The sequence below is a fragment of the Vibrio sp. Vb0888 genome (genome assembly GCF_033338835.1).
GTDB classification, from domain to species: domain Bacteria; phylum Pseudomonadota; class Gammaproteobacteria; order Enterobacterales; family Vibrionaceae; genus Vibrio; species Vibrio alginolyticus.
Map to the genome: position 1 here is coordinate 1 of NZ_JAWOTL010000098.1, position 1,545 is coordinate 1,545.

Genomic DNA, 1,545 nt, shown 5'->3' on the forward strand with positions numbered 1-1,545 from the left:
GCAAGCAAAACTAGATGGCATCATTGAAGCTAATCCCACAAATATCTATCAAATTACTGGTATCTCAAAAGCTAACCATCAACAAAAAAGCTTGTTTGCAGATGGTGTTACCACGGTTTATGGCACAACCTCTGCGGGTGAGCTTGTTCGATTGACCGAGCATGCTGGCAATCAATACAACGCCCTGCGCTCCGACGCCCTTACCTCTTTCCTTCTTAGTTTTCTATGGGTTTTGCCGTTTGCAGTATTTTGCTATTGGGTAGCGACATTCATCGGAGGTGCTTTGTGGGTGCTATACACCACAACAGAGAAAATTGGTGACGGTGACTTAACTTCTCGATTGGGCTTTCACCCTGGCCGTGACGAGTTTGGCACCATTGGCTGCGCACTAGATAAGTCGATGGATACATTAAGCGAACTGGTCAATAGCGTAAAAGAAAACGCCAATACGCTAAGTGAAACGTCGTCTGCATTTGAACAAGACATGAAACTGAGCGAAACACAGATTACGCACCAGTACCAAACACTTGATTCTGTCGCAACCGCAATGGAAGAAATGACGGCGTCTGCCAAAGAGGTTTCGAGCATCTCTCAACAAGCGACCATGCAATCGGATCAAGATGCACAAAAAATAGAAACGAGCCGTAGCCGTGTACAGCACGTTATTGCTGAGATCGAAACCTTGTCGAGCTACATCGAGCAAGCTTCTTCATCAGTCACCAACTTAAATGAAAACACTACGCAGATTAATGATGTCATCACGACCATTAATGCAATTTCTGAGCAGACCAACCTGTTAGCTCTCAATGCCGCTATCGAAGCGGCTCGCGCAGGCGAACAAGGCCGCGGTTTTGCCGTTGTAGCCGATGAAGTCCGAACGCTGGCAAGTCGTACACAACAAGCCACGGTAGAGATCCAAGCCATGATTGAGAAGCTGCAATCGGAAAGCCAAAACATCGCTTCGATTACTGGCAGAACGGTCAAGCAAGCCCAAACAAGCAGCCAGTTGATCGATGAAATTGGTCAAGATGTCACAGCGATTGCGGACTCTGCTCGTTCATTGATGGACATGAGCATTCAAATCTCCACTTCCGCGGAGGAACAAAGTGCGGTTGCGAATGATATCGCCTCTGAGCTTGCTGATATCCGTACTCAGTCCAGCACAATTCGAGAGGTGGCGGAGCAGTCTACTGTTGGTGTCGCGAACTTAACCAAAGCGTCGGTTTCACTCGGTGAAGTATTAGAGCGTTACCGCACTGCTTGATAACAAGGTAATAACAAATAAAGGCTCCTAATTGGGAGCCTTTATTTTCTACATTTGTATTCACTTATTTGTTTCGAGAATATAACTCGCATTCACTTTCTCTACGTACTTGTCTCGTACTCATTCTTTGGTGGAATAAAACCGAACTTATTGAATAATTTGAAGTCTGTTTGAGGAGTGAAAGGAAAATAGCATTGATCAAATACCGATTGGGAAACGGTTTATTTTGAAGTGAATCTCAAGTTCTCCTTGTACCTGATGAAATAATGTTCAAGCGGACG

Annotated in this window: 1 protein-coding gene; it reads left to right on the forward strand. The window is 45.2% G+C overall.

Annotated features, from left to right (window positions below; all coding sequences use genetic code 11):
* A partial coding sequence (locus R7P72_RS24135) for a methyl-accepting chemotaxis protein (RefSeq protein ID WP_318110846.1) occupies nt 1–1,264 on the forward strand: 1,264 nt, incomplete at its 5' end.
* Nucleotides 1,265–1,545 lie beyond the last annotated feature (281 nt).